Genomic DNA, 26,842 nt, shown 5'->3' with positions numbered 1-26,842 from the left:
CAGCACGAGGCCGATATCCGACCACGGAGTACCGTCTCTGAACTGGACAAATGGACGATCTACACCGTTTTCGCGACGGGAACGACGCGCTGCGGTACCGTCCATGACACCGATGACATACGGGTCCACTCCGGGACCGATGACATCGATGACATGACCACTCGGAACAGTGAAGGTAGACCCCCATGGCGAAGTTCGACGGCCGCAAGATCTTGGTGACAGGTGCCAGCGGAGGCATCGGCTCGGCAACCGTTCGACGATTGGTGGCCGACGGTGCCGACGTCGTCGCGGCGGGCCAGTCGGTGGACGCGCTGGACAAATTGGCCGACGAAACCGGCGCAACGCCCCTGGCGTTCGATCTGACGTCCGAGGACAGTGTTCGCGACGCCGTCGCCGGCCTCGAGCTGTACGGCGTCGTCAACTGCGCCGGATTCGGCGGCGAGATCGCCACGCCTCAGGACACCGACATCTCGATCTTCGACAAGGTCATCGCCATCAATGCGCGCGGCGCACTGTTGGTCATCAAGTACACCGTCCCCGCCATGATCGCCGCGGGCACCGGAGCCATCGTCAACGTCTCGAGCCAGGCCAGTCTCGTCGCTCTGACCGGACACATCTCTTACGGATCCTCGAAAGCAGCCTTGGACAACATCACTCGGGTCTCCGCACTCGAACTCGGCCGCCACGGCATCCGCGTGAACGGTGTGAACCCGACGGTCGTCATGACGGAGATGTCCGCGTTCTACTGGGGTCGCCCGGAGATCGAGGAGCCGTTCCTGGCGCAGATGCCGCTGGGACGCTGGGCCACCGAAGACGAGATTGCCGCGCCGATTGCCTTCTTGCTGAGCGATGATGCTTCCATGGTGACCGGAGTGTCGTTGCCGGTGGACGGCGGCTACACCAGTCGCTGACGGGACGAGGACGAGCAGACGGGGTAGATCATGACCACCATGCAAGACGTCGCGGCGCTGGCCAAGGTCAGTGCCAAGACCGTCTCACGGGTGTACAACAACGACCCGCACGTCGATCCCGATACTCGTGCCCGCGTTGCCGAAGCGCTCGAGTCGCTCAACTATGTGCCGAACACGATGGCGACATCCTTTCGAAACGGCCAGACGGCGGCCATCGGTGTCGCCGTACCGGACATCGACGACCCCTTCTTCTCCTCCATCGCACGCGCAGTGGAGGAACGGGCCCGCCAGGACGACATGGCAGTTCTCGTCACCAGCCTCGGTCACGACGGAGATCAGGAACAGGCTTTGGTGGAGTCGCTGCTGCGTAGGCAGTTGAGCGGCTTGATCATCGCGCCGACGGGTGCGGACCACGCATATCTGGAGCGCTGGATCGACAAGACTCCGACGGTGTTCGTCGACCGCGCACCCGACGGCCTCAAAGCCGACAGCTTCGTCGACGACGATCACGGCGGGGCGGTGTTGGCCACCGATCATCTTCTCGATCTGGGCCATACCCGCATCGCCGTGATCGGCGACAGTGCAGGGATCCCAACCAGCCGCAATCGCTTGGCCGGATATCGAGAGTCGTTGCAGGCAAGCGGAATCGAATTCGACGAGGCCCTCGTCGCTCTGGGTGTGCTGGACCGCGAGGACGCCCGTGTGGCACTGACCGACTTGACCGCACTCGACAGTCCGCCTACCGCACTGTTCCTGTCGAACGCGCGAGTGGCAATGGCCTGCGTACCTGTTCTACAGCAGATGAATTTGCTGCATCTGGCGTTCGTCGGATTCGGCGACTTTCCTCTCGCCGACGCGGTGATGCCACCGGTGACGGTGATCGATCAGAACCCGGCTCGACTCGGCCATCTGGCCATCGAACGACTGTTGGGTCGGATCGAGAATCCGGGGCGTCGTTACAAACGACGCAACATCCTCGGCGTCGAGTTGATCGAGCGCGAATCCTGCACTCCTGGAACCACTCACACCATCAGCTGAGCCCGAGTTCTCGGGCGACGAGATCGGCTTGCTGCGCGGTCGTCAGTTCGGCGGCGACGCGTAGGTGCGGGATGCGCGGCGTCCGAGCCGGCGGATCCACCGGCCGATGAGCATCGCGATCCGCGCCACGAGCGGCCCGGCGTCGCGCCAGGAGCTCCGGCGATCCGTCGACGTGGATCACCTTCGTTGCGGCTGGGGACAATTCGTTCACCAGTAGCGTCCATTCGGGCGCGCCCGTCAATTCGCGGGTGAAGGGCGCAACGAGGACGGGCCGCTGACCGAGCTGTACGAGATCCCGGGCAGCGGCGCGCACCACGGCGTAGCGCCCGGCGCGAATCCGCTCCGAATGGGGACCGGCATTGTTCCAGTGCGGGCCTTCGATCAGCGAATCCAGTTCGTCCAGTAGCGGATTGGTGAGGGTGTCCAGGTCCAGCAGAGCGGTACCGAGACGTCGTGCCAGCTCTCTGCCCAGCGTGGTCTTGCCACTGCCGGCCGCGCCGGCAACCACCAGGATCGGTAGAGATTCCCGTTCGATTGCGAGGACGTCTTGACAGACACGAGGCATAGCGGGAATCATACAAGACAACGTTGTCTCGCATACGTGCTACAGCGAACACACTTCCTCCGATCGAGAGTTCACGTGACCGAGCGCGCCAGCATCAAAGACGTCGCCGCACTGGCAGGCGTCAGCTTCAAGACCGTCTCACGCGTCGTCAACGGCGTGGATACAGTCCTGCCGGAGCTGCGCGAGCGGGTCGAGGCTGCGGTGCAGACACTGAACTACGTTCCGAACTCCGCCGCCAGGTCCCTCAAATCGGGGTCGGGCAACACCATCGGGATCGTCGTCGACTCCATCGACGACGTCTTCTTCGCATCACTGGTCAGTGCCGTCGAAGATCGCGCACTCGAACACGGGCTCGCCGTCATCGTCGGCAGCACCGGCTTCGATGCCCAGCGCGAACGGGATCAGCTGGCTCTCCTGGCCGGGCAACACGTGCGGGGCATCATTCTCGCGCCGGTCGGCGACCACAGCGACTTCCTCGTACCTCGGCGTCGCACACTGCCCACGGTCACCATCGACCGCTCGATCGCCGGTTTCGATTCTGTCATCGTCGACGATTACGGTGCCGCCAAGCGAGCCGTCGAGAAGTTGGTGGCAAGCGGGCACACGCGAATTGCCCTGCTCGGCTTCGACGATCGCCTGCAGACCGCGCAGCTGCGCAGGCAGGCGTATATCGACGTTCTCGCCGATCTCGGCCAAGAGCCGGAAGCCGCGCTCGCCCCTCCGGTATCCCACGCCGCAGATTCGGTGCGGCCTGTAGTGAAGACGCTGCTGGCGCAGCGCAATCCACCGACTGCGTTCTTCGTCGCCAACGCACGACACGCGACCGCCGTGGTGTCGGTTCTGCACGAGATCGGTCGCACCGACGTAGCCATGGTGTCGTTCGGCAATTTCTCGCTCGCCGATGCCGTCAGCCCGTCGGTGACCTGCATCGACCAAGATCCGTATCGCATCGGCACCCTCGCATTCGACCGCCTGGTGCTGAGGTTCGACGATCCCTATCTCGAACCCGAGCAGCAGATTGCGCCGACCACTCTCGTGGAACGACTTTCACATGCACTCCCCCTACCCGTAGAGAAATGAGAACTACTCCGTGAACCCCAGACTTGTTGCGGGACTGGACCTCGGGAGCACCGGCGTCAAAGTACTCGTCACCGACGATGCAGGCACCGAGCTGCTCATCGAGCAGAGTCCCACACCGTGGCGGCACGGACCGGGCGGAACCACCGACCTGGCCGCCGAGGATCTGTTGTCCACCATCGGGCACCTACTCGATGCGGTCGCTCGCCGACTGCCCGAGGCAACCGGTGACCCAGCCGCCCGGATCGACGCCATCGCGGTGTCCGGGATGGGCGAGACGGGCTTTCTTCTCGATGAAGACAACGTTGTCCGGGCACCGGCCTTCGCGTGGTTCGATCCGCGTGGTCAGCAGCAGGTCGACAACCTGCCGGCCGAATTGCGCGATCAGTTCGCCGGCAAGACCGGGCTTCCCGTCGGCGTTCAGGTCTCCGTCGTCAAGATTGCTCATTTACGTGACAACGGACTGAGCCTCGACGGGCTGCGATGGTTCAACCTGCCGGAGTTCGTCGTCCTGTCCCTCGGCGGTCGTGCCGTGGCCGACTACTCGCTGAGTTCGCGCACCGGACTACTCGATCAGGACAGCGGCGAACCCTGGTCGGAGATGTTGGCGCACTTGGGTGTCGGAACCGACTTCATGCCACCGTTGGTCGACGCCGGAACCGATCTCGGAACTGCCGACGCATCAACACTTCCCGAATCCATCGCCGGCGCTCGTCTGACTGTGGCCGGTCACGATCATCTCGTGTCCGCGGTGTCCGGCGGAGCTATCCCGCCCGACCGATACCACGTGTCGATGGGCACTGCCGAGGTTTTGCTGCGGGTGCTCGACACTCCGTTGACCACCGACGCGCGGAGCAGGCTGGCCGAACACCTCATCAACTCGGTGCGCCACGTGGTTCCGGGCCAACATGTGCTCGTCGCGGGAGTGAAGACCGGCTTGCTGATGCGACGAGCGTTGCAGCTGTGCGACATCAGCGATCGTGCCGGTCGCGACCTACTGGACCAGCGAGTGTGCGCACTGCCTACAGGCGGACCGTTCACCGACGGCGGTATCGACATCGCCGGTGCGCGCAACGACGACGGCGTGCTGTCCATCACGGTCCGTACAGACGGGATCGATTCGGCCGAGCTGTTCCGTTCGATTCTGTTGCACGGCAACAACGAAGTGGCTCGCCTTATCGAGGCACTCGACGCCGAGGTGCCGCCCGCCAGGACGACATTGCTCACCGGCGGCTGGGCCGGCATGGCCAGCGTGCGAGACGCGCGAGCTCAGGTGTTGCCCGGCGTCTCAGTCTCGACCAGAGCCCAGGACACTGCCTACGGCGCAGCACTGTGCGCGGCCCGACTACTGACGCTCATAGAAATCTGAGCCCACATTTCCGCAGTGAGACAACGTTGTCTCTGCTGCGCTCGACCCCAACACACACCAGGAGAAGAAGATGAACGAACTCACCACCCTCGAACGTCGCGGAATGGCTGCTATCTCCACCGAAGGCGGCAACATGCTCATCGTCGCCGGAGATCAGCGCAACGGCATGAAGGCCGTCATGAAGGACGCCGTCGACGGGCCTGGCTCGATCACCGTCGAGCAGCTCGCCGAGGCCAAAGCTGACCTGGTTCGCTACCTCGGCAACCACGCGCCGGCCATCCTCCTGGACCCGGAGGTGGCACTGCCGAAGATCGTCGACGACGGTGTGCTCTCGCGGGGCACCGCTTTGGTGGTCGGCATGGATGCGTCGGGCTTCGAGGAGACCGACGGTCTGCGCTACACCCGTTTCGTCGACGGCGTGACCCCGCGCGTCGTGCGTGACCTCGGCGGCGACGTCGCCAAGATGCTGTTCTACATGCGCCCCGAGCAGCAGGGCGTCGATTCCCGTGTTGCCGAGGAGATCCGCGACCTCGTCAAGGCCTGCTCGGCCGAGGGTCTGCTCCTCATCGTCGAGATCTTGACGTACCAGCTCGAAGGCGAGTCGGACGAGGACTACAAAGCCGGCTTCGGCAAGATCATCGCCGACTCCACGCGCATGTCGGTCGAGTGCGGTGCCAAGGTGCTCAAACTCCCCTACCCCGGTTCCGCCGAGGCCTGCGCTGCCGTTACCGAAGCGGCACAGGGCGTTCCGTGGGCCGTGCTGTCGGCGGGCGTCGATCACGAGACGTTCATCGAGCAGGTCCGCATCGCCGTCGCCAACGGTGCGCGTGGAGCGATGGCAGGCCGGTCACTGTGGAAGGACAGCATGGCTGTCTCTGCCGAGACCCGCGAGGATCTGCTCACCAACCGCGCACTCCCCCGGCTGCGTGAGCTGAACGAGGCCGTCGACGCCTGATCCGCGTCTTTCGACCGAGCCCGTGCGCCAACGCGGGCTCGGTCGACGCCCTCTGGGTAGCGTGAACCCATGACGGAAGACTCGAAGCACATCGATATCGTCGCCGCGCCCGGAGTGTTCGCCGATCTGCAGACCGCACAGGAGCTGGTCGCACGGGCCCTGTCCGTCCGCGGTCTGTCGGGCGGAATTATCGACGCTGCAACCGGTTCCGATGAGGTTGTCGTCGTTCCCGGCGATGGAGCGCAGGTCGATACGTCGTTGTACAGCAGCGTCGTTCGCGTCGACTTCGGTCAGTGCGCGCCGGATCGGTCCGAAAATATTCGCGCCCACATCCGGGGCCGCGGTCTCGACGGTCTCCGGTTCGCGATCGACAGTGTGTACTTTCATCGCTTCCACCCCGGCACGATCGTGACGTACGGAGATCACCCCGAGCAACGCGTCGAACTGCGGGTGCCCGAAGGCGATGGCCCGTTCCCCGTCGCCGTACTGATTCACGGCGGATACTGGCGTTCGAGGTGGGAATTCGACCTGATGGATGCGATGGCGGTCGATCTGACCGCACGCGGCTACGCCACCTGGAATGTCGAATACCGCCGACCCGACGAACACGGGTGGGATGCGACTACCGAAGATGTCGCGGCTGCTCTCGCCGCGCTGGAGACGGCACCCGCCTCGCTGGATCTGTCTCGAATCGTCCTGATGGGTCATTCCGCGGGAGGCCAACTGGCCCTGCGACTTGCGGCCGATTCTGTCGGCGAACGAGTGGCCCCTGCCCTGGCGGTGAGTCTGGCCGGGGTGCTCGACCTGAAAGTCGGCGACGAGCGGTGGCTCGGGGAAGGTGCGGTATCGAACGCCATCGGTGCCCGCTATGGCGAGGCCCAGCGCATCTACGAGGAGTCGTCACCGATGTCTCGACTGCCCCTCGGCGTTCCACAGCTGGTGGTGTCCGCAGTGGCCGACGATCCCAATCTCCTCGAAATCAGCCGCGCGTACTACGCTGCCGCATCCGCGAGTTCCGATTCCGTTGCTTCGGTCGAAGGACCGGGCGGGCACTTCGCCGTCGTCGATCCCACGTCAGAGATCTGGGTCGACATCGTTGCGGCGGTGGAGGCTGCCTTGAAGTAGCTCGACCTCAGTCGGTGGTGATCGACAGAATCACCCGCGGCTTGCGGCGTCGAGCAATGATCAGTTCGACGAGCATGACGATGCGGTATTCGATGCCGTATTTCTTCTTCAGTACCGATGTCGGTCTCGAGGCGGCGTCTCCGGTGACGATGGTTGCCGAGCCGGTCACCGCCACGGCGTCATCGGGCACCGATCCGCGCCGACTGCACGGGCGGAGCTCCACGCGATCGGAGTTCCTGATGCGTTTGACCTTGCCGCTGTCCGCGGGAGTGATGACGACAAGGTTGTCGCCGTCTCGGGCGATCCACACCGGCGTCGATACCGGCGCACCGGATCGACGGAAGGTGGTGAGCGAAACGAATGCCTCGTCGCCGAGGGCACGAGCGTCATCCGAAGTAGTGGCCATGAGTACCAAGTTACGCACCCTCCTCGCGTCGAGTCCGTAGTGTGCATGTTGTGACGCGGAGCACAACGACGTGCAGCCGCGCCGGGACATCGAAAGCGAGATCGTCGTGAAGAGCACCATGCAGGACACCCCACTGTCCATCGGCCAGCTGGTTCGATTCGGGACGTCCATCCACTCCTCGGCCGAGATCACCACGTGGACCGACACCGGCCCCACCACGGTGACATTCGGGGAGTTGGGCAGGCGGGCAGCACAATTGGCTCACGGCCTGAGGTCGATAGGGATCGACGATGATCAGCGAGTCGCGACATTGATGTGGAACAACGCCCCGCACATGGAGGCCTACATGGCGATTCCGGCGATGGGCGCAGTGCTGCACACCCTGAACATCCGACTCTTCCCCGAGCAGCTCACTTACATCGTCAATCATGCCGAGGATCAGGTGATCATCGCCGACGCGAGTCTGCTCCCCCTGCTGACGCCGTTGCTGCCGACGTTCGAGACCGTGCGACACCTCGTGGTCGTTGGGGTCGGCCCGGCGCAGGTCACTGCACCCGACGGTATCGAGGTGCTCGGCTACGAGGACCTGCTGGCGGGCAACCCGGAGGAGTTCGATTGGCCCGAACTCGACGAACGGTCAGCTGCCGCAATGTGTTACACCTCGGGCACCACCGGTGATCCCAAGGGGGTCGTGTACTCGCATCGTTCGATCTACCTGCATTCCATGCAGGCGTGCATGACCGACGCAATGGCAATTGCGCAGTCCGACAAGGTGTTGGCCATCGTGCCGATGTTCCACGCGATGTCGTGGGGGCTCCCGTATGCGGCGCTGATGGTCGGTGCGTCCCTGATCATGCCCGACAGGTTTCTGCAGCCGGCTCCGTTGGCAGAGATGATGTCGACGCTTCGTCCGACGGCGGCGGCTGCTGTCCCGACGATCTGGCAGGCCCTGCTCGCTCATCTGGACGAGCATCCGGCGGATCTGTCGAGTCTGCGTGATGTGGTGGTCGGCGGTGCCGCATGCCCACCGAGTCTGATGAAGGCATTCCACGAGAAGTACGGCGTCCACATCTCGCAGGCATGGGGCATGACCGAGACGTCACCGCTCGGCACCTCCGGTAGGCCCGACGCAGGACTGTCGCCGGAGGACGAGTTCGACTTACGTTGCACACAAGGCAGATTCGTTGCCGGAGTTTGGGCACGACTCGTCGACGACGCCGGAACGGTCCTGCCGTGGGACGGGAAGACCGTCGGCGAGCTCGAGGTCCGTGGCCCGTGGATCACCGGCAGCTACTACCGCGCCGACGCGGACGACAAGTTCGACGACGGTTGGCTGCGAACCGGTGACGTGGGCACCATCTCCGAGAACGGCTACCTCCGCCTGACCGATCGCTCCAAGGACATCATCAAGTCCGGCGGTGAATGGATCTCCTCGGTGGAACTAGAGAACCAGGTGATGGGACACCCGGCCGTTCGCGAGGCCGCGGTCATCGGTGTGCCCGATCCGAAGTGGGACGAGCGGCCACTGGTCGCTGTCGTCGTGCACGAGGGTGCGTCGGTGACGGCCGAAGAATTGAAAGAGTTCCTCGACAGCCGCGTCGCGCATTGGCAGTTGCCGGAACGATGGACCTTCATCGACGAGGTCCCGAAAACGAGCGTCGGCAAGTACGACAAGAAAAGGCTGCGGAGTTCCCACGCCGACGGTGCGTTGGAGGTCATCGAGTTGGTCTAGCTCCAGCCGATACGCCTCTCACGATTGGTGCCGTCAGTGCGTTGTCGGCGGGCCCATTCCCAACGAGGCGAGAGTCATGTCCGCAACTCGTTCGAGTTGATCCCGAGTCGACCCGTCTCGGGCACGTTGCGACATGCCCTGGATGACGACGCCGATGAATTCCGCTGTGTCGAGAGGTGCCGACGACTGCGGCAGGATTCCGTCGGCGGCGTTCTCCGAAATGCGTTGTGCCAACAGTGAGACGTTGGCATTGCGTATGTCGCGCAGCCGATCTGCGATGCTCTGGTTGGCCTCGGTGACCCCGACGGCCGAACTGATGATCAGACAGCCCCCCGGACAGGACTCATCGGTGTAGTGCGATGCTGCCTCGTACAGCAGTCTGGAAATGAGTTCGGCAGCGTTGGGCTCCTCGGCAAATGCCCGGCCCATGAAGTCACCGCGGGTCGCGAGGTAACGGTCGATAGCAGCGTAGAACAGCTCTTCCTTGCCACCGAATGCGCTGTAAAGACTTGGCGGGTTGATGCCCATTGCACTGGTGAGCACGGAGACGGAAGTGCCCTCGTACCCGTGCCGCCAGAAGGCCAACATCGCTTTGTCGAGCGCGGCGTCGACGTCGAACTTCCGGCCCTGCCCGCGAACCCCGGCCATTGTTCCCCCTCCCTCTCGCGCATTGCACTGCTCGGTGTGGCCGAGCTTACTCGTATAGCGATCGATACACGAATAGCCTAGCCTCGGACAGGTCGCGCTACGTGAACGAGAGGAAGTCGAATGAAAGCTGTTGTCATCACCGGCAAGGGTGGACCCGAGGTACTCACAGTCGCGGAGATCGACGAGCCCGACGCCGGCCCGGGCGACGTCACCGTGTCGGTGGCTGCGGCAGCCGTCAATCCGGTCGACATCAAGACCCGCTCGGGATTCCTGCCTATCGAACTGACGTACCCCGCGGTCCTCGGTTGGGATGTGTCCGGCACCGTCGTCGCCGTCGGACCATCGGTCACCCGATTTGCACCAGGCGACAACGTGATCGGAATGATCGCGCAACCAGCGCACCGCTTCGGCACCTATGCCGAGCGAGTCGTCGCCGACGAATCACTGTTCGCGCACGCACCTATCGGCATCAGCCTCCAGCACGCCGCAGCAATCCCACTCGCCGCCCTCACCGCCATGCAACTCATCGACAAGATCACCCTCCCTGCGCATTCGACGGTCTTGGTGACGGGTGCGGCCGGTGCGGTGGGCGGCATAGCGTCGGCGCTTCTGTCGATCCGCGGCCACACCGTCGACGCTGTCGCGCGGAAGTCCGATACCGAAAACCTCCTCGCACACGGTATGCGCAGGGTGTTCACGAGTCCCGTCGACCTGCCTGCGGGCGCTTACGACGCCGTCGTCGATACGGCCGGCATCGTCGACGCCATCGACAGCGTGCGCGACGGCGGAGCGTACGTCTCGATCGAGGACGGAAATCAGCCCGAGCCACAGCGCAACATCACGCCGAGTAAGAGCTACGTGAACGAGGACGGGCTGGGGCTCGAGAAATTCGTCTCGCTCGTCTCCGCGGGGACGATCACTGTTCCGGTCGCTCGCCAATGGGAATTCGACCAAGCCCCACGGGCACATTCGCTGCTGGCCGCCGGTGGAACACGAGGAAAGGTGTTGTTGATCCCATGATCGGTGTTGCTCGACCCGTCCCCGGTGCGCTATGAAATACGGAATCAATCTTCCCAACTTCGGGCCGCAGATCGACCCGGACGGAATTCTCGCGTGGGCGCGCACTGCCGAATCCGCTGGTTTCGACAACGTGCTGCTTTCCGATCACGTCGTACTGACCGAAGACGCTCACGGCCGCTCGCCGTCACCCTTCTACGAATGCCTGGCGACGCTGTCGTGGCTCGCGGGTCAGACCGAGTCCATTCGCCTCGGCAGCGGGGTACTGATCGGAAGCCATCGCCATCCGGCGCATCTGGCTCACGCGACCGCCACAATCGACCGGCTCAGCGGTGGACGACTCATCGTAGGAGTGGGCGTCGGTTGGACGACCCAGGCATTCGATGTGCTGGGTATTCCCTTCGACCGGCGAGGTCGAATGACCGATTCGACGCTCGAAACTCTACGTGCAGCATGGTCTTCCGAAACGTACGGGGCCATGGGAGCAAGCGGCACACCCCACCGAGTTCACACTGGCCCGCTACCGCTGCAGACACCGCATCCGCCACTGTGGATCGGTGGCAACGGTGCAGCCGCACTCGACCGGACGAATGCGTTGGGCACCGGCTGGCATCCCCTACACCCCACCCGGCAACGATGCATCGATGGCTCCCGCGCGCTGAACGATGGTAAGGAGTTCGTCCCGCGGATCTTCTTCCTACCCTCTGACGCTTCGGTGCAATCACCGAACCGCCCGCTCGGCTACGGGTCCATCGAACAAATTCTCGAAGACGTTCAGTTCCTCGCCGAACTAGGCACCGAGACAATCGTTCTCGACACCGACCCTGGAGACCAGAAGCTTCGACGTTCTACTGCCCACGATCTCGAACTGGTTCGATACGCAGGCGACGTGTTGGGGATGTAAGTCACACGCTCGACAGTGCGAACTACCCGCTCCAACCCCAGTTGTAGGGGTTCACCACAATTCGGTACCAGGTATCGGTGTTCTCGACGTTGGTGCACGGCACCACGATGTACGACTGCGATGCCTTCTCGAGTGACTGCGCCTTATTGCAGAAGTACTGTCCACCCTCACCGGACTGCTCGGCGCGATAAACGGGGCCGTAGTGCCATTCGTCGGCACTGGCGGTTGCAACTCCCATCGTGGCTCCGGCGGCGAGCGGAAGCGCCAGAAGTCCGGTCAATACGGCAATACGTCGGCTGATGCGGTTCATTCGAGGGCCTTTCGTGGCGGCACGTCCTGCACAACGTCGCCGGCCGTGGTCCGGCCACCGACTCGATCCGTTCATTGGTGACGTCGCTCGACGGCCGAGTCGCGTTACCGGTCGACGCGACGCAGCGCGGCTACCCATCGACCTCCACGCCGAACCGCACCGTCAATTCCGCCAATCCGTCGTGGTAGCCCTGACCGATCGGTCCGCTTGCCAACGCACGCACAGCGAGCCCTTCTGCGAGACGACGTTTCCACACTTTCTGCCTGCTAGAGCAGGCATAAAGGCCCATTGTCGGCGGGACCTTCGGATAAGTTCCAATATGCATGCCAGGGCAAGCACAAGAAGCGATGATGGCGGAACCGCGACGACGAGCCCGTAAGCACTCGTGAGAACTGGCCGAAACGTTCGTCGCGCGTCGCCATCAGTTGCGCATGACCCAAGCCGAGTTGGCGTTGCTCGCCGGGGTGGGTCGTTCCACCGTTCAAGCACTCGAAGGAGGAAAGAACACAGTGCAGCTCGACAGCGTGGTCGCGGTCGCGGATGCTCTGGGGTGCGATATCGCACTGCTCACGCGCGCCGGATCGTTTGTGCCACTGCTGGATCCGACATGATTCAAGCACTCGAGCTACGAAAGGTCGATGCAGCCGATGCCTACCAGGGAAGACCCCTTCTTCGCGATCAACCGACCCGCTCGGGAAACGACAGGGTGTTTCGATACGACAGTACTTACCTCGACGACTCCTCTGCGTCGAATCGTCACCGAGGCCCGAATTGACGGTCTCCCGCATCCCCCAGTCCGGGCACGATGATGCCCTGATCGTTGAGCTCATCATCGACGGCGGCACAGACCACGCGGACAGGGTGTCCTGACTTCTCCAGCGCTGCAAGGCCTTCGGGTGTGACGACGACGCACACGACGACCACGTCGGTTGCTCCGCGTGCCACGAGCAAGTCGATCGTCGCGGTCATGGACCCGCCTGTGGCCAACATCGGGTCGAGAACGAACACCGGCGTGCCGGCGAGATCTGCGGGGAGAGACTCGAGGTACGGCACCGGCTGCAGTGTCTTCTCGTCTCGTGCCATGCCGATGAATCCCACACCGGATCGCGGAATGAGCGCACTCGCCTGCTCCACCATGCCCAGCCCTGCCCGGAGAACAGGAACCAGCAGAGGTGGGTTCGCCAACCGCACACCCGTGGTGCGGGCAACCGGGGTGTCGACCTCGAAAGTGTCCACCGGGGCATCACGCAAAGCCTCGTACACCAACGTGTGTGTCAGCTGCCGCAGCGCCGAACGGAAGGTCGCGTTGTCACTGTGGACGTCGCGCATCGTCGTCAAAAGCGCTGCGGTCAAGGGATGGTCGACTACGTGGGTATCCATGGTCGCAGATTATGGGCCCCTCGTCGGCCATTCGTCCACACGGCTCGCACTCGCTCGAACTGTCCGAAAGCGACCCCTCAGCGTCGGCAACTTTTGCCCACGACGGGGCCGCGACCGGCACGTTGACTCGGACACATGACGCTTCGCAACGATCGATTCGAGTTCGACACCGACATCGCTCCCCTGTCTCGGAACGCAATCCGATGACGGTCGGACCGCTCTCCGACTGCCTCGTCGTCGATCTCTCGCGTGCACTTGCCGGACCACATGCGGCGATGATGCTCGGCGACCTCGGCGCGCGAGTGATCAAGGTCGAATCGCCCAGCGGCGGTGACGACACCCGAAGTTGGGGCCCACCCTTCGTCGCCGACGACGAGGGCGATCGACACTCGACGTACTTCCTCTCGTGCAATCGCAACAAGGAATCCATCGCACTCGACCTGAAAGCTGTCGACGGCCGAGACACGCTCACCGCCTTGATCCGCCGCGCCGACGTGCTCGTCGAGAACTTTCGTCCCGGCGTTCTCGCTCGCCTCGGCTACAGCATGGAGGCATTGCACGAGCTGAATCCGCGTCTGGTGATCCTGTCCATCACCGGTTTCGGCCACGACGGCCCAGAAGGCACGCGCCCCGGTTACGACCAGATCGCTCAGGGCGAAGCAGGATTGATGTCCCTGACTGGGCCGTCGAAGGACGAACCCACTCGAGTCGGCGTTCCCATCGGTGATCTGCTCGCCGGAATGAACGGCGCATACGGCGTCGTGGCCGCACTGCACGAGCGCAACACCACCGGACGCGGCCGCGTCGTGCGAACCAGCTTGTTGGCCTCCATCGTCGGGGTGCACGCATTTCAAGGCACTCGCTACACCGTGGCCGGCGAGGTGCCCCGCCCCACCGGCGGACATCACCCGTCGATCTGCCCGTACGGTCTGTTCCACTCGTCCGAGGGTCTGGTTCAGATTGCCGTGGGCAGCGAGGGATTGTGGCAACGCTTCGCTCCCGCATTCGGATTGGACCGTCCGGAGTGGGCCACCAACCCCCAACGCGTCGACGACAGAGAGGCCGTCATCGCCGCTGTCGATGCCGTTTTCGCGGACTGGCCGACCGACAAACTTCTCGGACTACTCGGTGAGCTCGGCATACCGGCCGGACGCGTCCGTGATCTGGCCGAGGTCTACACCTGGGAACAGACACGGTCGCAGGGACTGATGATCGACGTCGATCATTCGGCCCTGGGCACCATCACGTTGCCCGGCCCACCGCTGCGCATGGACGAGGATTGCGAGGGTGCCGCGATGCGCACGACACACGCGGCCCCGCCGACCCTCGACCAGCACGGCGACTCGATCCGCGCCTGGCTCGAGACGACACCATGACCCGCACCGGCGCGCCGGCACGGCTCGGCGCACTCGAACTCGTCGAGATGGTCGTCGACGCCGGCAGTTTCGTCCGGTGGGACACCGACCCGCTTCCCCCGATCGGGGTGCACGGACCGGCGGATCAGGGCTATCTCGACGAGCTCGCCGCGGCCCGTGAAACGAGCGGCTGCGACGAGTCGGTGTTGACCGGCGAAGCCACCCTTGCAGGGCGCCGGGTGGCACTCGTCCTGTGCGAGTTCGGGTTTCTCGCCGGCTCCATCGGAACGGCGGCCGCCGAACGATTGGTACAGGCCGTCGAAAAGGCGACAGCAGAACAGCTTCCGCTGCTCGCCTCGCCGACCTCCGGCGGAACACGGATGCAGGAGGGCACGGTCGCCTTCTTGCAGATGGTCAAGATCTCGGCGGCCATCGCTGCGCACAAGTCGGCGGGTCTCGCCTACGCCGTCTACCTTCGCCATCCCACGACCGGTGGAGCACTTGCCTCGTGGGGCTCTCTCGGCCACGTCACTGCGGCCGAACCGGGTGCGCTCCTGGGCTTTCTCGGTCCGCGCGTGTACCAGGCGCTGTACGGCGAAAAGTTTCCCGAGGGAGTGCAGACAGCCGAAAACCTCGCCGCCCGTGGCCTGGTCGACGCGGTGGTCCCTCCCGAGCAACTCCGTGAGGTTGCCATTTCGGCGCTCGCCGTCCTGTGTGCGCCACACGAGCCACCTCCGCCGGTTCCGAACATCCCGTTGGAACACCTCGACGATGTGCCGGCATGGGAATCCATCCGTCGTTCTCGACGGCCGGAACGGCCGGGAGTACGCCACCTCGTGCGATCGGCCGCGAACACGGTGACGACGTTGCAGGGCACCGGAGCCGGTGAGATCGAACCCGGATTGTTTCTGGCCCTTGCCAAGTTCGGGGCCTCGGCGTGTGTACTTCTCGGCCAGGACCGCACTTTCGCCGATCAGCCGTTGGGTCCCGCCGGCCTCCGGGAGGCACGACGCGGAATGCGGCTGGCGGAAGAGCTGCAACTACCCCTCGTCACAGTCATCGACACTGCCGGTGCCGCGTTGAGCAAGGAGGCCGAAGAAGGTGGCCTCGCGGGCGAGATCGCACGCTGTTTGGTCGAACTCACGACACTGAAGGCACCGACGATCTGCCTGCTGCTCGGCCAGGGAGCCGGCGGCGGCGCACTCGCACTGCTCCCCGCCGATCGGGTGCTGTGTGCTCAGCACGGTTGGCTGTCGCCACTGCCGCCGGAGGGCGCATCGGCGATCAAGTTCCACACCACCGACCGCGCAGCCGAGATGGCAGAGGAGCAGGGCGTGCGCAGCCTGGACCTGCTCCGTAACGGCGTCATCGACCGGATCGTGGCTGAACGGCCGGATGCCTCCGACGAACCTGCGGCGTTCCTGTCTCGCCTCGGTACCGTGCTCGAACACGAGTTGGCCGTACTCCTCGCCGCCGACCCGGCCGCCCTGGCGACCTCCAGGCTGCAGCGCTACCGCTACCTGGGGATGTCCGAAAACCAAAAAAGTGCGCTGATTGGGCAAAGCTTGCCAGTGCACCCCCGGTCCAACGGTCGATAACGTTCGTGGGGCGAGCCCCCGCCGCGCGAACGCCGGCCGACTCTGCAGTACCCACAGATCCCGATGAAGGAGATTTCAGTGCCCGACGCAATCGAGGTCCGCAAGGTCCCGCTCCACAACGTGTCCGATGCCAGCGAGCTGGCGAAGCTCATCGACGACGGGGTGCTCGACGCCGACCGGGTCATTGCAGTCATCGGTAAGACCGAAGGCAACGGCGGAGTCAACGACTACACCCGCATCATCGCCGACCGAGCTTTCCGCGAAGTGTTGTCCGCGAAAGGAACTCGCAGCGCACACGATGTCGGCGAGGTTCCGATCGTCTGGTCCGGTGGCACCGACGGAGTCATCAGCCCCCACGCCACCATCTTCGCGACCGTACCGTCGGACAAGGCAGTGCAGACCGAGGAGCCGCGCCTGACGGTCGGCGTCGCGATGAGCGAGCAGTTGATGCCCGAGGACATCGGCCGCACCGCGATGATCACCAAAGTGGCTGCGGCAGTCAAGGATGCGATGGCCAACGCCGGCATCACCGATCCCGCAGACGTGCACTACGTGCAGACCAAGACCCCGCTGCTGACGATCCACACCATCCGTGACGCCAAGAGCCGCGGCAAGACCGTCTGGACCGAACAGACGCACGAGTCGATGGATCTGTCCAACGGCGGCACCGCTCTCGGTATCGCTGTCGCGCTCGGTGAGATCGATATGCCGACCGACGAGGACGTCATGCACAGTCGTGAGCTGTACTCCTCGGTGGCCTCGTGCTCCTCGGGCGTCGAGTTGGAACGTGCGCAGATCGTCGTCGTGGGTAACACTCGCGGAATCGGCGGCCGGTACCGCATCGGACACAGCGTGATGAACGACGCGCTCGATCAGGACGGCATCTGGAACGCGATCAAGGATGCCGGTCTCGAACTTCCCGAGCGGCCGCACACGAAGGATCTGGGCGGCAAGCTCGTCAACGTCTTCCTCAAATGCGAAGCAAGCCAGGACGGTACGGTCCGTGGACGACGCAACGCCATGCTCGACGATTCCGACGTCCACTGGCACCGCCAGATCAAGGCGTGCGTCGGTGGAGTCACCGCGGCAGTGACCGGCGACCCAGCGGTCTTCGTGTCGGTCTCGGCAGCGCACCAGGGCCCCGAAGGTGGCGGCCCCGTCGCCGCGATCGTCGACCTCGGATAGCGCCGGTTCCGATATCGAACAGCGCCGCGCGAACCCGACAGTCTCGGGTTCGCGCGGCGTCCGGCCCTCCCTGCTTCTGCGTCTCTCTCGAACGAAGGAACCACCATGGCAACCACCGTCGGACCCGCTGCCGAACTTCTGATGTCCGACGCGGTCGAGCTCAGCGGCAAGATCAAGCGCCGCGAGGTCTCGTGCGTCGAGACAATGACGGCGTACCTCGACCACATCGAGGCACACAATCCGACGGTCAACGCCATTGTCGCCCTTCGTGATCGCGACGAGCTGATGGACGAGGCACGCGAGCGAGATCAGCAGCTTTCGGACGGACAGTATCTCGGGTGGATGCACGGATTTCCCCATGCGGTGAAGGACCTGTCCGCAGCCCGAGGCCTACCGTTCACATCGGGGTCACCGATCTTCGCGGATCGCATCGCCGACGCGGACGATCTGTTCGTCGCCCGCGTGAAAGCGGCCGGTGCCATCGTGATCGGCAAGACCAACACACCGGAATTCGGGTTCGGATCTCAGACGTACAACCCGGTGTACGGAACCACGGTCTCGCCCTACGACACCTCGCGCACTGCAGGCGGAAGCAGCGGAGGTGCGGCGGCAGCATTGGCCCTGCGCATGCTGCCCGTCGCCGACGGCACCGACTACATGGGATCGCTGCGCAACCCCGCAGCCTTCAACAATGTGGTCGGCTTTCGCCCGTCGTGGGGACGCATTCCCGAGCCCGGCTTCATCGCCCAGGGCGCGGTCGCCGGACCGATGGGCCGATCGGTCACCGACGTCGCACATCTGCTGTCGACGATGGCGGGCCCGGATGCCAACGCGCCCCTCGGCATCGACGAGGACCCGGAGATCTTCACCCGCACTCTCGAACGCAGCTTCCGCGGTGCCCGCATCGCGTGGGTCGGAGACTGGAACGGTCACCTGGCTACCGAACCCGGTGTCCTCGATCTGTGCGAGTCGTCGTTCACCGTCTTCGAGGACCTCGGCTGCGCAGTGGAGAGCACCGTGCCGTCGTACGACCCGGCGAAAATCTGGGACTCGTTCCTGACGTGGCGGTGGTGGGCGCAGCTCGGGATGGCCGATCTGTACGAGGACCCGCGCACGAGGGAGCTGATGAAGCCCGAAATGCTGTGGGAGATGGAGCATGCCGTCGCATTGACCGCACTCGACGTCACCAAGGCAGCGCAGGCTCGCAACGACTGGCAGAGCGCACTGACGACATTGTTCGAGACCTACGACTTCGTTCTCGCGCCCACCGCTCAGGTGTTCCCGTTCGACAAGGACCAACACTGGCCGCAGTCCATCGCGGGTCGACCCATGGACACCTATCACCGGTGGATGGAAACGGTGGTGCCCTGGACGATGACCGGCGTTCCTGCCGCCGCCGTCCCGGTCGGGTTCGACGATCGCGGTCTGCCGATGGGGGTCCAGATCATCGGCAGGCACGGTGCCGACCGGGCGGTTCTGCAGCTCGCCTACGCCTACGAGCAGGCCTCGCGGTGGGTCGAACGCGTACTCCCGCCGGCACTGCACGTCGGCTGATCCCCCGCCGTCGCGACATGCGCAACACAGTATTGTTGAACAATGGATGACATGGTCGGTGCGCTTCGGCCACGAGTACGAGACTTCCCGGCGTCGGCGAGTTACGCGCTCACCGTCGCAGAATTGCTTGCACTCCCCAGCCTCTCCGGGTCCACTCTTGTTGCGGGCGAGCAGGGACTCGAGAATGTGGTTCGACGCGTCAACGTCATCGAAGTACCCGACATCCTGCCGTGGGTGAAACCGAACGAACTGCTGCTGACAACGGGTTTCCCACTGCGGCATGCAGATTCGGGCCGCCCGTTCGATGCCGGTGCCCTGGTGGAGTTGGTCGAGGGACTCGCCGAACGCGGCGCGGCAGCGCTCGGAGTCAAAGAAGGACGCTACTTCGGAGACGTCCCCGCCGCGATGATCGAGGCAGCGGATCGACTCGGCCTGCCGCTCTTCCTCATTCGCCGGGATGTCGGCTTCGACGAGGTCATCTCCGAGGTGTTCACCCACCTCGTCGACCGGCAGGCGTGGGCGTTGGATATCGCCGATCGCATGCATCGAGCACTGACCTCGATCGTGCTCGAAGGCGGCGATCTACCGCAGATCGCCGACGAGGTCGCCACACTGTTCGAGGCGACGGTGCTCATCTGCACTCCGGACGGTCGAGTCCAGGCCACAGCAGGAGCAGACGCAGATCTCGCGGCTTTGGAAGAGATGCCACTGTTCGACCCGTCCGGTCGCCTGCTCACCGAACGACTCCACGAAGGCCTGCAACCGGTCCCGGGCGACAGCGGGCACCGCATTGCCGTCGCACCGATCATCGCGGGCGGCACCGACCATGGACTGATCGTGGCTGTGGCGGCCGCCGAGCGACTCGGTCCCGTCACGATGCAGTCCCTCGAACGCGCGGCCACCGTCGTGGCGTTGGCGGTCATCAAGAAGCTCGCGGTCTCTGCCGTCGAGTCCAAGTTTCGCGGCGACTTCCTTCGGGACGTCCTCAACGGCGCAACCGAATCCCCCGAACAGATCATCGAGTACTGCGCCCAGCTCGACTGGGACGTGGATCGAAGCATGGTGGTCATCGTGGCCCAATTGGACGAGATCGTCGAAGTTGCCGTGAGCAATTCGGTGAAGCCGGCCGTGTCCGGCCGCCTGCCGCAGGAGCGGCTGACCGCGGCATGGCAGCAGGTGGTTCGCCGGCGCGATCGTCGGGCTCCCGTCGTCGGGTTCAGCAACGAGGTCGTCACGCTGATGCCGGCCGAACCCGGCACCGAACGGGACGTCGTCGAGGATCTGATCGCGTCCGTCGCCGGAGACAAGGGCGGCGGACGAAACTCGTTCGGCGCAGGCGTGAGTCGCGTTATCGACTCCGTTGCCGACATTCCGCGCGCCTACGATCAGGCCCGCAAGGCAGTCGTCGTAGGACGCCGCATGCGCGGAAACGGCTCGGTAGCGCATTTCGACGGCCTCGGCGTGCATCGACTGCTGTCATTGGTCACCGACGGAGCCGAGCTGCAGGCCTTCGCTACCGAGGTGTTGGGCTCACTCGCCGGCGACGACGCCGATGCCGTCGACCTGCGCCAGACGTTGCAGGCGCTGCTGGACACCAACTGCAACGTCGCAGAGACCGCCCGCGTCTTGCATTTCCACTACAACACGCTCCGCTACCGCATCGGCAAGCTGGAGTCCATCGTCGGCCCGTTCACCACCGATCCGATTCTGCGCCTGGATGTAGCGCTGGCGCTGCGGGTCGCGGAGATGAAGGGGCTGTGACACCACCCGAGGAGACACTCAGTGCCTGAGGGCAATTCGATCGGAACCGACGCCGTCGCACTCGCGGCAGCAGTGCGCGCCGGCACCGTGTCCGCACGCGAGGTGACCGAGCAGCACCTCGAACACATCGACCGAATCAATACCGAGCTGAATGCGATCGTCACCGTCGCTGCCGAATCGGCACTGCTGACAGCCGACGGAATCGATGCCCGCATCGCCCGCGGCGAGCGGGTCGGCGACCTCGCCGGAGTGCCGTTCACGGTCAAGGACCTGATCGCCACCGCCGGAGTTCGCACCACGGCGGGTTCACATGCGCTCGCGGACAACGTCCCTCGCGTCGACGCTCCCGCCGTTGCTCGGATGCGCGCCGAGGGCGCAATCCTGATCGGTAAGACCAACACACCCGAGTTCGGTGCCAGCGGACTGACGCACAACGACCTGTTCGGCTACACCGTCAACCCGCTCTCTCCCGCCGGCACGAAGCTGTCACCGGGCGGGAGCAGTGGCGGTGAGTCGGCGGCCATCGCGTCGGGCATGAGTGTGGTGGGACTGGGCACCGATTTCGGTGGCTCGGTGCGGTGGCCCGTGCACTGCACCGGTCTGTGCTCGATCAGGCCGACACCGGGTCGAATCGACTCCGAGGGGCAGTATCCCGGTGTCATGAGCGACAACCGAGTGCTGACGAATCCGGCGACCATGCACGGCACCGTGCAGACCATCGGACCCATGGCCCGCACTCTCGACGACGTGATCCTGTTGCTGCGCGTGCTGTCGTCGCCTCAATACGCCTGGACCGACCCTTCGAGCGTGAACCTCCGCGAGCTCGATATTCGTTGGGCCACAGGAGAAGGCACGATTCCGGTCGATGCGGAGATCCGCGCTGCCGTCGAGGCCGCAGCACTGCGCACAGAGCCGATCGTCGGATCGGTGACGCCGTACGAGGGCACCGCACTACGCGAAGCTCATGAGCTGTTCACTCGGATGCGGGCCTGCGAAACCCAAACGGACATCGAGCAATACGGCCCCGCCGAGTTCAGCGCCAACATTCGGGCCATTCTGGCTGCCGTCGGAACCACCACGGCCGCAGACGTCGAGGCACTGTGGGCTCGACGCGCCGAGATGCAGCACCAGCTGGTGTCCACGATGGGCGACGTCCTGATACTTCCCGTTGCATCGATTCTCGCCCCTCCGCTCGGTGAGACGAGCTTCGAGGTCGACGGTGCCTCTCTGTCGTGGTCGCAGGCGCTGGCGAGTAGCCGAGCGATCAGCATCCTCGGGGTGCCCTCGGTGGTGATTCCCGTTGCCACCTCCAGCAGCGGTCTGCCGATCGGAGTGCAGATCATCGCCAAGCCGTGGCACGAGCATCACGCTCTCGCCGTCGCCGCCGCTCTGACGTAGTCCGCGCGGTCCGTCCATCCGTACCGCGACGGCAGGTTCTTACAACGACCCGCTGTCGATTTGGTCGAAATGTGTTTCATGGTCGGCCCGCGCCAGCAACTAGCGTGATGGGCATCACTCATCCGGTCGAAAGGCGGCGGCATGCGCGACATTCTCGACGACGTGGCCCCGTGGCTGCGCGAACGTGAGCCGTTCGCCCTGGCCACGGTGGTACGTACGTGGCAGTCGTCACCGCGCCCTGCGGGTGCGGCAATGGCGGTCGCCGCATCCGGTCAGGTTGTCGGCAGCGTTTCCGGGGGCTGCATCGAAGGTGCCCTGTACGAGCTGGCGAACGACGTCCTCACCGACGGCATGGCCAGGAGCGAGACCTACCGGGTAGCGGACGACGACGCGATCGGCGTCGGCCTCACGTGCGGCGGCACCATCGAGGTGTTCGTTCGTCTCATCGACAGCGACGCGTGCGCCGCACTCGAAGACGTCGCTCGTCTGGTCTCGAGCGGCGAGCCGGTGGCCGTGCTCACCGACCTCACCACCGGGGCCCCGACGCGACAGGCGGTTCTGGGAGCGGAAGCAACCGTCGATCCCGACGGACTCACCGACATCGAGTCCGACGGTTCGAGCGTGAGTCTCGCCGTTCTCGACCGACTACACCGCGGCGAGTCCGGCCTGGACATTCACTTCGTCGACGACGGCGCGCGGTCCGTCCTGGTCGAGTTGTTCGGGCCACCGCCCCGGATGTACGTGTTCGGTGCCATCGATTTCGCCGCCGCGATGTGCCGCCTGGGCACGTTCGCCGGCTTCGCCGTCACCGTCGTCGACGCCCGCCCGGTGTTCGCCACCCGGGCACGATTCCCCGACGCGCACGACGTCGTGGTGGCGTGGCCGCACACGTTCCTCGCTACTGCGCCGGTGGACGAGCGCACCGTCATCACCGTTCTCACCCACGACGAGAAGTTCGACATTCCGTTGCTCGAGGTTGCGCTGCGCAGTGGTGCCGCCTACGTGGGCGCGCTGGGCAGTCGATCTACCCACCGCCGCCGGGTGGAACTGCTCGGCGAGCGCGGCGTGACCGAAAGCGAGCTGGCGCGGTTGCACTCCCCCATCGGGCTGGATCTGGGTGCCTCCACGCCACCGGAAACGGCGATCTCCATCGTGGCCGAGATCCTCAAGGTCTCACGGCAGACGACCGGGCTCGAATTGCGAAGTCTCAGTGGGCCGATCCACCGCGATGCCGCTGCCGAGATCGACGCGACATCACCCGTTCGATCGGCCGTCAGGTGCTGACACTGCACGACGAGCGACGCTCGCCCACCACGGAGGTACCGCATACCGTCGAGACCGTGCTGGGCTCGAACCTGCTGGCGCACGCCACGTTGCTCGCCGGTCGCGCCGGCCTCGGCCGGCCGGTACGCAGAATCAATCATGTCGACGACCCCGCCGGCATTCGGTTCTGGATTCGGCCGGGTGACCTGTTGTCCACGACGAGCGAGGCCCTCACGCACCTGACGGAGCCGACGGCAGCGCTGCTGTCCCAAGCGCATTCCCTCGGCGTTGCCGGGATTCTGGTGCGGGTGGACGACGACCTCGCCGTTCCGGACAGCGTCGGCGTGAGTGCCGAGACACTGGGCCTGCCGCTGGTTCAGGTCTGCGGCGAACTCGACCCCGGGCACGATCTCACCGCGGGCCTACGCGACAACGCAAAGACGCAGGCACGAGCGATGTTTCGGTCCGAACGTCTGCGCCGGGCATTGACCGACATCACGCTCGCCGGCGGCGGGGTGGCACAACTGGCATTCGCAACCTCGGTCGAATGCGATGTGGCAGTGTCGATCACCACGGTGGACGGACGCGAACTTGCCTCGGCAGGCAGTGACGACGAACTGTCCGCCCTCCGCACCAGCACCGCCCTCGATCCCACCGGAAGACTGCGCACCGACTCCGTCGACGGCGGCCTCGGTCTTCGTTCGCAACAGGGCAATGCGATCGCGGTATGCGCCATCACTGCCAACGGAATCGACCACGGACGCATCGTCCTGTTCTCCTCACGTCGGCCTTTGACGGAATCGGACCTGCACACTGCCGACGCGGCCGCAGGCGTGTTGGCGATGGTCGTGACTCGCGATCTCGCGCTGTCGGCAGTCGAGGAGAAACACCGATCGAATTTTCTGCGCGATCTTCTCCTGGGCCGAGGCGGCGAGCACGCACACGCGGTGGCGCATGCTCGACGCTTCGGCTGGGATCTCGGCAGGCCGGTGGTGATCGTCGCGATCGAACCGATCCCACACCTCGACGACGAACCGACGCCCGGCCGCAGGCCACTCGTCGATCGGCAGATGTCGGCTTTCGCAGGGGCTCTGGCACAACGAGATCCGCAGGCCGCCATCGCCGCCCTCGGCACCGAGACCGTCATCATCATGGGCGAACGTCCGACGACGGTCGCGGACGTGCACGAGATCGTCGAACGAGTGCACGGAGACGGCGGCGGTGGTCGGCAACCGTTCACGGTCGGGATTTCGCGTCCGTGCACCACGGTGGCCGACATCCCCAGCAGGTACGGCCAGGCGCGTACCGCGTTGAAGGTCGGCCGGCAGGTATCCGGGGACTGGGCCGTCACCACGTTCGACGAACTCGGCGTGTTTCGACTACTGAGCCTGGTGGACAACGTCGACGAGCTCGAATCGTTCACCCGGGAAACCCTGCACGACCTCGCCGGACACGACGACGAGGCACGCGATATGCGCAGAACGCTGGAGACGTTGCTGGCCACCAACATCAACATCGCCGAAACCGCTCGGGCACTGCACTTTCACTACAACACCTTGCGATACCGAATAACGAAACTCGAAAAGATACTGGGCCCCTTCACCGATCGCGCCGATCTACGCCTGGATCTTTCCCTTGCGCTGAAAATCATGGCCATGCGCGGAACCGACCACCACATGTGACGGACCCGCCATCGAGCGCTTGGCAGATTGCGCTCGTAGCGATTTGGAAATGCGTCAGTAACGTTGCAGGACAATGCTTTACCCATCCCGCGAACCACCCCGGTTCGATACGTTGGAGAAAGGCTCGACATGCCTATCTGGAAGATTCACGGAGACGGAAAGAATGTTCGACCGGGTGACGTCGTCGCGCCGAACGAACGGTTGAACTGGGGCCGCACCATCAGTCTCGGCGGCCAGCATGTGGTGTCGATGTTCGGGGCCACGTTCGTCTTCCCCATCATCATGGGGCTCAATCCTCAACTCGCCATTCTGATGTCGGGCTTCTGCACCATCTTCTTCCTGCTCATGGTCAAGGGCCGCATCCCCAGCTACCTCGGTACGTCCGCGGTGTTCGTCGGCGGCGTCGCCGCCATCCGAGCGCAGGGTGGAACGTCGGCCGAGGTCACCGGCGCCATCCTCGTATCGGGTCTCGTCCTGGCTCTCGCCGGGCTCGCCATCCACTTCATGGGCGGCGGCGTCGTGGTGCGGGTGCTGCCCCCGGTCGTCACCGGTGCGGTGGTCATGTTGATCGGCTTCAATCTCGCGCCCGTCGTGGCCAGCACCTACTGGCCACAGGATCAATGGGTCGCTCTCGCAGTGATGTTCGTGCTCATCGTCATGAGCGTGGCGTTGCGCGGGTTCCTCGGACGGATCGCGATTCTGCTGTCGCTGGTGTTCGGGTACGCGCTGTCCTGGATCCTCGACCTCGTATCCGGGCCCATCACGTCCTACGACGCCACGGCCGGCGAGGTCACCGAGCACTTCCGCGTCAACTGGTCGGGTGTCGAGGCGTCGCAATGGTTCGGACTCCCGCCGTTCAGCGACGAGGCCAACGGCATCGTCGGCATTCACGCACCGTCGTTCAGTCTCGCCTTCATTGTTCTCGTCCTCCCGGGTGTCATCGCTCTGATCGCCGAGAATGCGGGCCACGTCAAGGCTGTCGCGGAGATGACCGGTGACGATCTCGACCCGATGATGGGCCGGGCACTCGCTGCCGACGGCATCGCAACGGTCATGGCCAGCTCGGTCGGTGGCTCACCGACGACGACCTACGCCGAGAACATCGGCGTCATGGCGGCGACCAAGGTCTATTCGACGGCGGCATACACGGCGGCCGGAATCATCGCCATGATCCTCGGATTCTCGCCGAAGTTCGGCGCGCTGATCTCGGCCACCCCCGGCGGCGTACTCGGCGGTATCACCGTCGTCCTCTACGGCATGATCGGTCTGCTGGGTGCCAAGATCTGGCGCGAGAACGGTGTCGACTTCGGCAACCCGCTCAACATGATGCCGGTTGCCGCGGGTCTGATCATCGCGATCGGCGACACCTCGCTCGTCTTCAGCGATTCGTTCTCGTTGAGCGGTATATCCCTCGGCACGATCGTCGTCATAGGGCTCTACCACCTGTGCGCTCGCATTGCCCCGGCCCACATGAAGACACCGGTCGACGCGTCGCCTCGGCATCGATCCTCCTCTACCACAGCACGTTCCGACGGTAACGACGGAGACGGGGTTGCCGGCGAGGTCGGCACCCTGAAGCCGTTGCGGTAACGAGCGATTGCAACACTGG

The 26,842-nt window shown here is 64.7% G+C and carries 24 protein-coding genes; 19 read left to right on the top strand and 5 right to left on the bottom strand.

All coding sequences use genetic code 11. The annotated features are described in order from the left end of the window. Positions 1–185 precede the first annotated feature (185 nt). Positions 186–911 carry an SDR family oxidoreductase gene (locus AB0P23_RS18475; RefSeq protein ID WP_027497731.1) on the top strand — a complete coding sequence of 242 codons (726 nt, stop codon included), beginning with the start codon at positions 186–188 and terminating at the stop codon, positions 909–911. A gap of 30 nt (positions 912–941) precedes the next feature. After that, the gene (locus AB0P23_RS18470; RefSeq protein ID WP_032364376.1) at positions 942–1,949 is read left to right on the top strand and encodes a LacI family DNA-binding transcriptional regulator; all 1,008 of its coding nucleotides are present in this window, start codon (positions 942–944) and stop codon (positions 1,947–1,949) included. On the opposite strand, the gene AB0P23_RS18465 is transcribed toward AB0P23_RS18470, so the two are convergent. Then, on the bottom strand, positions 1,942–2,514 hold the full coding sequence (locus tag AB0P23_RS18465; RefSeq protein ID WP_363798712.1) for an AAA family ATPase: 573 nt from the start codon (positions 2,512–2,514) through the stop codon (positions 1,942–1,944). The genes AB0P23_RS18470 and AB0P23_RS18465 overlap by 8 nt on opposite strands. Positions 2,515–2,589: 75 nt before the next feature. Between AB0P23_RS18465 and AB0P23_RS18460 the strand changes: the two genes are divergently transcribed. From AB0P23_RS18460 to AB0P23_RS18445, 4 genes are all read left to right on the top strand, one after another. Then, entirely contained in the window at positions 2,590–3,594 is a 1,005-nt protein-coding gene (locus AB0P23_RS18460; RefSeq protein ID WP_363798709.1) for a LacI family DNA-binding transcriptional regulator, read from the top strand. Positions 3,595–3,604: 10 nt separating this feature from the next. Further along, the gene (locus tag AB0P23_RS18455) at positions 3,605–4,960 is read left to right on the top strand and encodes an FGGY family carbohydrate kinase (RefSeq protein ID WP_363798706.1); all 1,356 of its coding nucleotides are present in this window, start codon (positions 3,605–3,607) and stop codon (positions 4,958–4,960) included. Between the two features lie 70 nt (positions 4,961–5,030). After that, positions 5,031–5,915: a tagatose-bisphosphate aldolase gene (locus AB0P23_RS18450; RefSeq protein ID WP_032399133.1), complete on the top strand. Its 885-nt coding sequence runs from the start codon at positions 5,031–5,033 to the stop codon at positions 5,913–5,915. A gap of 69 nt (positions 5,916–5,984) precedes the next feature. Continuing rightward, positions 5,985–7,040, top strand: coding sequence for an alpha/beta hydrolase (locus AB0P23_RS18445; RefSeq protein WP_363798703.1), 1,056 nt, complete (start codon positions 5,985–5,987; stop codon positions 7,038–7,040). Between the two features lie 7 nt (positions 7,041–7,047). Here the strand turns inward: AB0P23_RS18445 and AB0P23_RS18440 are convergent, their stop codons facing one another. Beyond that, complete coding sequence (locus AB0P23_RS18440) at positions 7,048–7,446, bottom strand: PPOX class F420-dependent oxidoreductase (protein WP_032375218.1); 399 nt, start codon at positions 7,444–7,446, stop codon at positions 7,048–7,050. 106 nt (positions 7,447–7,552) lie between these two features. On the opposite strand from AB0P23_RS18440, the gene AB0P23_RS18435 reads away from it, so the two are divergent. After that, positions 7,553–9,178 (top strand): long-chain fatty acid--CoA ligase, encoded by a 1,626-nt coding sequence (locus AB0P23_RS18435; RefSeq protein ID WP_363798701.1) that lies wholly within the window; start codon positions 7,553–7,555, stop codon positions 9,176–9,178. A 33-nt stretch (positions 9,179–9,211) separates the two neighbouring features. Here AB0P23_RS18435 and AB0P23_RS18430 read toward each other — a convergent pair whose 3' ends face one another. Continuing rightward, positions 9,212–9,826, bottom strand: a complete 615-nt coding sequence (locus tag AB0P23_RS18430; protein WP_032375219.1) for a TetR/AcrR family transcriptional regulator — start codon at positions 9,824–9,826, stop codon at positions 9,212–9,214. Between the two features lie 120 nt (positions 9,827–9,946). Between AB0P23_RS18430 and AB0P23_RS18425 the strand changes: the two genes are divergently transcribed. Continuing rightward, positions 9,947–10,846, top strand: coding sequence for an NADP-dependent oxidoreductase (locus AB0P23_RS18425; protein WP_032399130.1), 900 nt, complete (start codon positions 9,947–9,949; stop codon positions 10,844–10,846). 31 nt (positions 10,847–10,877) lie between these two features. Beyond that, positions 10,878–11,747: a TIGR03619 family F420-dependent LLM class oxidoreductase gene (locus tag AB0P23_RS18420; RefSeq protein WP_032375221.1), complete on the top strand. Its 870-nt coding sequence runs from the start codon at positions 10,878–10,880 to the stop codon at positions 11,745–11,747. A gap of 22 nt (positions 11,748–11,769) precedes the next feature. Here the strand turns inward: AB0P23_RS18420 and AB0P23_RS18415 are convergent, their stop codons facing one another. After that, a complete protein-coding gene (locus AB0P23_RS18415) occupies positions 11,770–12,057 on the bottom strand; it encodes a hypothetical protein (protein ID WP_032375222.1) in 288 nt (95 codons plus the stop codon). Between the two features lie 392 nt (positions 12,058–12,449). On the opposite strand from AB0P23_RS18415, the gene AB0P23_RS18410 reads away from it, so the two are divergent. Then, a complete protein-coding gene (locus AB0P23_RS18410; RefSeq protein ID WP_268987798.1) occupies positions 12,450–12,668 on the top strand; it encodes a helix-turn-helix domain-containing protein in 219 nt (72 codons plus the stop codon). 145 nt (positions 12,669–12,813) lie between these two features. On the opposite strand, the gene upp is transcribed toward AB0P23_RS18410, so the two are convergent. After that, positions 12,814–13,437, bottom strand: a complete 624-nt coding sequence (upp, locus tag AB0P23_RS18405; RefSeq protein WP_027497743.1) for a uracil phosphoribosyltransferase — start codon at positions 13,435–13,437, stop codon at positions 12,814–12,816. Positions 13,438–13,640: 203 nt separating this feature from the next. Here upp and AB0P23_RS18400 point away from each other — a divergent pair, with 203 nt between their 5' ends. The 9 genes from AB0P23_RS18400 (at position 13,641) to AB0P23_RS18360 (ending at position 26,823) form a co-directional block, all read left to right on the top strand. Then, a complete protein-coding gene (locus AB0P23_RS18400; protein WP_032375223.1) occupies positions 13,641–14,813 on the top strand; it encodes a CoA transferase in 1,173 nt (390 codons plus the stop codon). Continuing rightward, the gene (locus AB0P23_RS18395; protein ID WP_032375224.1) at positions 14,810–16,390 is read left to right on the top strand and encodes a carboxyl transferase domain-containing protein; all 1,581 of its coding nucleotides are present in this window, start codon (positions 14,810–14,812) and stop codon (positions 16,388–16,390) included. Before AB0P23_RS18400 ends, AB0P23_RS18395 begins: the two co-directional genes overlap by 4 nt. 78 nt (positions 16,391–16,468) lie before the next feature. Then, the gene (locus AB0P23_RS18390) at positions 16,469–17,575 is read left to right on the top strand and encodes a ring-opening amidohydrolase (RefSeq protein WP_363798696.1); all 1,107 of its coding nucleotides are present in this window, start codon (positions 16,469–16,471) and stop codon (positions 17,573–17,575) included. A gap of 105 nt (positions 17,576–17,680) precedes the next feature. After that, entirely contained in the window at positions 17,681–19,129 is a 1,449-nt protein-coding gene (locus AB0P23_RS18385) for an amidase (protein ID WP_032375225.1), read from the top strand. Between the two features lie 42 nt (positions 19,130–19,171). Then, entirely contained in the window at positions 19,172–20,890 is a 1,719-nt protein-coding gene (locus AB0P23_RS18380; protein ID WP_032375226.1) for a PucR family transcriptional regulator, read from the top strand. Positions 20,891–20,911: 21 nt separating this feature from the next. Continuing rightward, positions 20,912–22,288 (top strand): amidase, encoded by a 1,377-nt coding sequence (locus tag AB0P23_RS18375; protein ID WP_363798693.1) that lies wholly within the window; start codon positions 20,912–20,914, stop codon positions 22,286–22,288. A 141-nt stretch (positions 22,289–22,429) separates the two neighbouring features. Beyond that, on the top strand, positions 22,430–23,572 hold the full coding sequence (locus tag AB0P23_RS18370) for an XdhC/CoxI family protein (RefSeq protein ID WP_363798691.1): 1,143 nt from the start codon (positions 22,430–22,432) through the stop codon (positions 23,570–23,572). Between the two features lie 56 nt (positions 23,573–23,628). Continuing rightward, positions 23,629–25,233 (top strand): helix-turn-helix domain-containing protein, encoded by a 1,605-nt coding sequence (locus tag AB0P23_RS18365; protein WP_363798689.1) that lies wholly within the window; start codon positions 23,629–23,631, stop codon positions 25,231–25,233. A 129-nt stretch (positions 25,234–25,362) separates the two neighbouring features. After that, complete coding sequence (locus AB0P23_RS18360; protein WP_363798687.1) at positions 25,363–26,823, top strand: solute carrier family 23 protein; 1,461 nt, start codon at positions 25,363–25,365, stop codon at positions 26,821–26,823. The last annotated feature ends 19 nt before the right edge of the window (positions 26,824–26,842 follow it).

This window comes from Rhodococcus sp. NPDC077669, assembly GCF_040686915.1.
Lineage (GTDB): Bacteria > Actinomycetota > Actinomycetes > Mycobacteriales > Mycobacteriaceae > Rhodococcoides > Rhodococcoides fascians.
The sequence above is the reverse complement of the archived record's forward strand: the minus strand, read 5'-3'. Positions and strand labels throughout refer to the sequence as shown.